The sequence below is a fragment of the Endozoicomonas sp. SESOKO4 genome (assembly GCF_024606275.1).
In genome coordinates this window covers 1-5,756 of record NZ_JAHHPS010000269.1, presented here as the reverse complement: position 1 = coordinate 5,756, position 5,756 = coordinate 1, and the positions used below count along the sequence as shown (strand labels likewise).

Annotated in this window: 7 protein-coding genes and 1 pseudogene; all 8 read right to left on the bottom strand. The window is 40.4% G+C overall.

All coding sequences use genetic code 11. From position 1 onward, the window contains the following. Positions 1-281, bottom strand: a 281-nt coding sequence (locus KDK16_RS04935; RefSeq protein WP_257274941.1) for a hypothetical protein, incomplete at its 3' end; no start/stop codon positions are given. Between the two features lie 95 nt (positions 282-376). Beyond that, entirely contained in the window at positions 377-1,015 is a 639-nt protein-coding gene (locus KDK16_RS04930; protein WP_257274940.1) for an FMN-binding negative transcriptional regulator, read from the bottom strand. A 94-nt stretch (positions 1,016-1,109) separates the two neighbouring features. Continuing rightward, positions 1,110-1,592 (bottom strand): restriction endonuclease subunit S, encoded by a 483-nt coding sequence (locus tag KDK16_RS04925; RefSeq protein ID WP_257274939.1) that lies wholly within the window; start codon positions 1,590-1,592, stop codon positions 1,110-1,112. Beyond that, entirely contained in the window at positions 1,592-3,439 is a 1,848-nt protein-coding gene (locus KDK16_RS04920; RefSeq protein ID WP_257274938.1) for a class I SAM-dependent DNA methyltransferase, read from the bottom strand. The genes KDK16_RS04925 and KDK16_RS04920 overlap by 1 nt, the downstream gene beginning before the upstream one ends. Before the next feature lie 168 nt (positions 3,440-3,607). Next, positions 3,608-4,078 carry a hypothetical protein gene (locus KDK16_RS04915; protein ID WP_257274937.1) on the bottom strand — a complete coding sequence of 157 codons (471 nt, stop codon included), beginning with the start codon at positions 4,076-4,078 and terminating at the stop codon, positions 3,608-3,610. Positions 4,079-4,243: 165 nt separating this feature from the next. Continuing rightward, complete coding sequence (locus KDK16_RS04910; protein WP_257274936.1) at positions 4,244-4,684, bottom strand: hypothetical protein; 441 nt, start codon at positions 4,682-4,684, stop codon at positions 4,244-4,246. A 610-nt stretch (positions 4,685-5,294) separates the two neighbouring features. Further along, positions 5,295-5,543: pseudogene (locus tag KDK16_RS04900) on the bottom strand (Txe/YoeB family addiction module toxin); the annotation flags it as partial. 9 nt (positions 5,544-5,552) lie between these two features. Continuing rightward, positions 5,553-5,756, bottom strand: a 204-nt coding sequence (locus KDK16_RS04895) for a type II toxin-antitoxin system Phd/YefM family antitoxin (protein ID WP_257274935.1), incomplete at its 5' end; no start/stop codon positions are given.

The following is a 5,756-nucleotide window of genomic DNA, read 5'->3' as shown; positions in this document are numbered from 1 at the left end:
ACTTTACACCTAAATTCTGCACAATTCAGGGCAAGCTCCATATTTGTGTAAATTACACCATGGCTTCCATCTTCATTGTTTATAGTTGGGACATTAATTGGATTGTCTTTTCCAGTCGTAATTATGTGCTCAACTTTATCTGTGCTTACAGGAGTATCTCTACCACCTGTTTCTAGTAAAAAGAAATATACCCATTCTTTCATTAGCAACTGGAGAAACTTCTCTAGTTTTTCAGAGTCATTCTCATCTACCGCTTCTTCAAATAAATTCTCTAAATCCAAGAACCTAACTCTCTATCTTTGACGCATAACGCCTGCGTGTGGGGTGCCGCCGCAGGCGGCGTCCCAGGCAGCTTGCTGCCGACACCACGCACTTGTTAGCTGCGTGCTGATTGTTGCATTTGCTTGGACACAGAAATATCTGAATTGTTTTCTGAGGCCGCCAAACCGTTTACGACACCTGAATAGTCTACTGCTGTTTTATTTTGACTTAACTTGAAGTTACCGACTATATCATCGATGACGACCTCCAAACCAACAACAGCATTTATCAGTTTTTTAGTGAACTCAAACGGAGCATCTGAAACTGACCAAGGAAGGGTTTGGTTTAGTTCATGAAAGTCAGAAATATTTTTGAGAAGCTGAAAAATCCAGTCACTTCCATGCCTGAAAAAAATTCGACCTCTAACGTGTACGACAGAGTAATTCCACGTTGGAACAACTTTACCCGTTTCTTTCTTTGATGGATAAAAATTCGGGCTGATATAAGCGTTTGGTCCATGAAAGATAAGCAGTACCTCCTGACCGTCTGAGACCTTTTTCCATAAAGGGTTTACTTTTGCAATATGGCTTTGAAGTATTACCTGTGCATTCTTTCGTTTCTGAAGATAAAACGGAATATGGTCAGCGTCCAAAGTATTTTCAGCTGAAACTATCAGAGTGCCAAGCGGATACTCTTGAATAAACTCATGTAATTTATCGAAGTTTTCTTCTTTAAATTTTGATGGGATGTGCATATTTACTCTTAGCAGCTAACGCCGCGCTCTGCGGCAAATTTGGAGCGCAGCGGAAAATTTGTCCGGCAGCAGCGCCTTGTTAGCTGTGCATTTCCTAAGCACTAAATTCGTCTTCTTTTTCTTTGAGTAGCTTTAACATCAGGTTGTTATTTATAGATGTTTCTTCTTCAATGTTTATTGGTGCCTCGTTATGCAACGGAGATAGTTCTAAGCTTGAAAGCCGGCGCTTGCTTGTTTTTCTTCCAAAAGAAAAGCGCCATCCATGCAAAGTGTTAAATAGTGATGCGTAGTAAAGAAGTTCATTATTAGTAAGTTCTTGCTTTGGTATAAGAACTGTACACGAATCTCCTCCATTCCCCTTAGGCAAAAAAGGTGAAAGATGGACTGTTGCATGGCCTAACCCAGAAATACATATCGCTGGCCCTTCAAAAACTTTATCTCCATCGAAGGGCTCGACATACGACACAACACCATTGTTCATTTCTGTGTTGGTTACAAAAGCAACAGGTCCTTTTGTATAGTCGTCTGTACTTTTTGATTTGGCCGGAGTCATTTCAAAAATTTCTGAAATCAACATTAATTTAGCCCTTTTCTAATTTGTTGGAAGACCAATTCAGAGTAAATTGACCCCATAGACTTCTTGAGTTCATCTAAATCCAGTTGCGAGTTGTCTAAATGCTCTTGAGGTATGATTTCTAGAGTGCTGGAATCAATATCTATATTCTTAGCCTGAATCACACCAGGTATCTCGTTTATTTCCTCACCTTCGATAAAAGCCTTTATATCATTTTGGAGTAAATCTAGCTGGTTCGAATTATCATGCGGCAATCTGCGCTTCTTCAGTTTGATAAACCCGTCATCCGTTATCCTTACGAAAAGTGTTTTTGTATTTGCTGTATGCTTAACACCTTTCTTTATCACAACAATTACAGGCTCCACACTAGCTTGCGGATAAAACAGATCATTTGGAAAGCTGATAACCGAAACAACGCTATTAGTTTGAATTAGCCTCTTTCGCCAAGCTAGATCTTTTGCGCCGGAATACATTACAGAAATCGGAATCACGGAAAGGAGCAGGCCATTGTCACTCATTTGCCTTAATGCGTGATCTATAAAAGTAAATTCTTGTTCATCATCCCGCTTTAATGCAAAAGGTGGATTCATGAGGACTTTCGTTACTGGCTTTCTTTCTCCTTCCTCTTCGATATATTCTGCCGAAAGCTCTCCATTTCTAATTTTTCTATTTAAATTCTTAGCGAGACAATCACCATTGATAATATTGTTCTTGCCATCCCCTCTAAAGATCATATTAACAATTGCAAGCGATGCGACATTTGCCTGTTGTTCGATACCAAATATCTTATGCTTCTTAAACATTTCAACGTCATCGGGCTCTTTCAATCTCACCCTATCATATGCCGCTACAAGGAAGCCACCTGTCCCACACGCGGGATCATAGACCAAATCATTAGAGTTGATATTTAGGATATGGCTTGAAAATTCTGTTATATGCCTAGGAGTCAAAACTATGCCAATGTCTTTTGCACCATTCCCATACTTCAAGAAAACTTCGTAGAATTTACCTAGTAAATCATGGCTGCCATCCATCGCTGCTTTAATATTGATTTTTCTTAAAAGGAAGAAAACTTTTACAACAGCAGCTTTATATTTTGCTTTTGCGGCATCTTCTTGTGGGAGTCTTAGCTCGATGTACTCGGCAAACTCCCTCTTTGCATGATTAATTAAAACATCTTCCGCTCTGTTATTTATATCTTTAATAAATACATCTGGAGATGCATTAAAATTTGGCAGAGTGTCAGATACCATAGCCAGTAACACGGAAGACATTACCGTTGCACGGAGATCTTTATTAATTGAAGCCTTATGCAGATCTTCGTTAATTTGCTCGGCAATATTTAGAAGTATTGATTCATCGGTAACCAGTTCATTCAGGATGTGTGTTTCATTATCTATTAGATAGTTAGCCTGATCAGGCGATAAGAAACCGGTTATTGTTTTACTGTTATATTCGACAATATCAACTGCGCCAGCAGTTGATATATATGCGGTTTGAACCAAGTATCCATCATCATCGTTACCGGCAACGCCGGTAACGATTTTTGCTTTAACCGCATCAGATTGGTTTATATCTTTTGCATAATCAACAGCCTCTCTGAAGGCAATATCTATTTTATCTAAGGTGTTCTTGGCTTCTATAACCCAGAAAGCATCCTCTTTTACCTTAACAACATACTCAGGCTTTTGTCTTCCTAGCCCCTCAGCTATATCAGCATTATCCAAACACTCTTGTTGCGTATATAGTTGGCCCTCTGCATTTCGACTTGGATTTCTAGTATTCCAACCAAGATTACTCAGATCGTTCTTTATAAAAACATATGATGCAAATTCTGATGCTCTAGGCATTCTTTTAGGTTTCCTTGGTTAAGTTCAATTCTGTCTTGTGTGATCCACCCGCTTCGCGGGCAGCTAACGCCTGCTTCAGCCGCGCCGCCGTCGGCGGCGTCGGGTGGAGGGGCGAAGCCCCGGAACGAACTGGAAGCATTTGTTAGCTTCCTTCTCCGCCTTAACCACTTACTCTTGGAATGTGACGCTACTTTTCAGTATTGGAAATTCGTTGATACCATATGTTGCTGAGCATTTCTTATACGGACAGTCAAAGACTCCAGAAGCGACTTTTCTATCTTGTAAAATAGATATGCGTTTTTCTTCCATACATGCTGGGCAAGCATAATGTTTGGGGCTATTTTGTGACTGATATACAATTGCTCTTCCTGGAGTTTCAACAAGCTCATAGGCTTTAAATTTCTCATCCCATGCATTGTATTCAGCTATTTTTTCCTGAAGCTTTTTATTTTCATCCTGAAGTGAAAACAAAACTGACTGGGTATTAAAAAGACTATCTTGTGCTTCAGTTAGCGCACGCATGGCTGCATTGACTTTTTCTTTTGCTTCACTATCTATTTTGGCCTCCAAAAGAAGCTGAAAAATATCCTTAGCATGCTTAAAACCGTCATATGCTCCTTTTAGTGAACTAAAATCCATATCGCACCTCTAAAATGCCACTGCCATTCTGTAAAATACAACATGATAATTCTACCTGAACAACATTATGGATCATACCCTGAGCTTTGGAATGGCACTGGAAGCTAACGCTGGCAGCAAGGGCGGCGAACACAGTGAGCGTCCCTTTGGCTGCTTTTGTTAGGTTTATGCACAAATTTCAAGAATGGAATTTATACGATGGATAGCAAGGTTTCTGAGTTTTTTGTTTTCGCTAATAGAATAGCAATCAGCGTATTGCTCATAGCAAAGAAATTTACCCTGTTCCTTGTTTTCACCATAAGCCAGTCGTTCCCAAGCCTTTCTCAAGCGATAACGCTGGATAAAAGGCAACCGTTCAAGATTGTCCCGTATACTGGCTTCATGCTTCCTGTAAGCAGTATCATCCATAACGTCGATAACCTTATCCTGATTCTCAGTGAGCCGGTTGAGCTCAGGAGTAAAAGCAGAAATAATGGTTTGGTTGATGCTGTTCAGTCTCTGCCGTTGGCTAAAACTGATTCTGAGAAGATAGCCCAATGCAAGGCTGCTCAAGACACCAAGCAAGGTTTCGAGAGGGTAGCTTTCTATGAGACTGAACAATTCCATGCTTATGTTACCGGACTGATTATTGGGTTGTTTTTATTGTTATTGTTTATCATATTTTGATACCTAACAGCTATTAGATCTCAAGCGAGTGCTATCAGATATTACACTCACACGCGGCATATCCACCTAAATCAGGGAGAATTAACTCACTTGAGATATATCCCAACTTTTCAACCTATCGAAAAGTCATTAATTATCAACATCCTATGAACCACTTTACCTACTGCCCTGAATAGGCCGCAAGTGAGTTATTTGCACTTTTGGCATTTCTACCAATAATACTGTACAAAATAACAGCTATTGAACTTGCCATGGCATCTCCTTTTATGGCTAATGTGTGAAATACCCTCAGAATGAAGCTCTATAGCTTTAAAACTAAACAGTCGATTTCTTGGGCACATAGGTCTAAAGAAAACCAGGATTTACAATCATGCGCCAAACCACGGCAAAATCATGAAAGTACCTCCCCAGCAAAGACTTCAGCCAGATAGCATGTACTCATAGCGGCTTTCTTTTGTTTTCTCTTCAGGCCTGCTTTGAAGGTTTTCGTGTTGTTCAGCAGATTAACTGTAATATGTCTGAAGCCTGCTAAAACTTATGCCCTTTCTCATCAGGAATCGTAGTGATAACGACAGGAAATAATAGTCAGGGTGTTGCCTTCAGCCACATAAACCAGACGGTTAGTGTCATCAATTCTGCTAGACCAGAAGCCGGAAAGGTTTTCTTTTAGTGGCTCCGGCTTCCCTATGCCCATAAACGGATTACGTTGCGTATCAGCAATCATCTTGTTGATACGTTTGAGTGTTTTCTTGTCTTGTTTCTGCCAGTACAGGTAGTCTGCCCTCGCCTCCTTTGTCCAGCTTGTACATCAGTCATCGGTTAACCCTTGTTGCTCAGTTTGGCTCTTGCGAAACTGCTGAATGGACCTTTCCAGATGCGTGGCGTTCTCGGGGCTTTTGAGTAGATGCACTGTTTCCATTAAAGCGTTGAAATGATCCAGGGACATCACCACCGCATCGTCAGCATCTCTTCTTCTGATAACTGTATAATCGGCATCATTTACCACCTGATC

Excerpts from the sequence above, each read along its gene's own strand:
- KDK16_RS04920 (WP_257274938.1), bottom strand. The coding sequence starts at position 3,439 with ATGCCTAGAGCATCAGAATTTGCATCATATGTTTTTATAAAGAACGAT.
- KDK16_RS04915 (WP_257274937.1), bottom strand. The coding sequence starts at position 4,078 with ATGGATTTTAGTTCACTAAAAGGAGCATATGACGGTTTTAAGCATGCT.
- KDK16_RS04910 (WP_257274936.1), bottom strand. The coding sequence starts at position 4,684 with ATGGAATTGTTCAGTCTCATAGAAAGCTACCCTCTCGAAACCTTGCTT.
- KDK16_RS04925 (WP_257274939.1), bottom strand. The coding sequence starts at position 1,592 with ATGTTGATTTCAGAAATTTTTGAAATGACTCCGGCCAAATCAAAAAGT.
- KDK16_RS04930 (WP_257274940.1), bottom strand. The coding sequence starts at position 1,015 with ATGCACATCCCATCAAAATTTAAAGAAGAAAACTTCGATAAATTACAT.